The sequence below is a fragment of the Brachybacterium sp. Marseille-Q7125 genome (assembly GCF_023062615.1).
Classification (GTDB): domain Bacteria; phylum Actinomycetota; class Actinomycetes; order Actinomycetales; family Dermabacteraceae; genus Brachybacterium.
The window spans coordinates 1-607 of the sequence record NZ_JALLAL010000141.1 but is presented as its reverse complement, the minus strand read 5'-3'; the positions used below and the strand labels follow the sequence as shown (position 1 = coordinate 607).

Sequence of the window (607 nt, the reverse complement as noted above, 5' to 3'; positions counted from 1 at the left end):
ACCCCTGGTGGGTTTCCCCATTCGGACATCCTCGGATCACAGCTCAGTTGTCAACTCCCCGAGGCTTATCGCAGACTCACACGTCCTTCGTCGGCTCCTTGTGCCAAGGCATCCACCGTGCGCCCTAGAAAACTTACAGCAACACAAAGACACTTTGTGCAAAACAAAATTGCTTACAAGATGCTCGCGTCCACTATACAGTTCACAAAAAACAACCCCACACCACCACTCCCGGTCACAAACCAGGACGCGGCAGGGAGGACCAGCCACACCACCCAACACACCCGAACAACATTCGGGACGAGCTGGGCTTGGCGTGCAGCCTCATGCCCCAATAGCGTGCCTCCACCTCAAACCAGAACCACCCAGCCACGTTCCACACCCCACAGGGGCAGTACTAACAGCCAGACACACTGGTGAAGTGCCTATTCGTTGATGTTCCACCCATGAGCAACCACCCACCCGACACTCGCGGATGATGATGGCCACCAATACTTGGTGATGCTCCTTAGAAAGGAGGTGATCCAGCCGCACCTTCCGGTACGGCTACCTTGTTACGACTTAGTCCCAATCACCGATCCCACCTTCGACAGCTCCCTCACGAGGA

2 rRNA genes are annotated in these 607 nt (G+C 55.8%); both read right to left on the bottom strand.

Features of this window, described 5'->3' with window-relative positions:
• Positions 1 to 139: ribosomal RNA gene (locus MU407_RS14080) — 23S ribosomal RNA — on the bottom strand; the annotation flags it as partial.
• Positions 140 to 512: 373 nt separating this feature from the next.
• Positions 513 to 607, bottom strand: a 16S ribosomal RNA gene (locus MU407_RS14075); the annotation flags it as partial.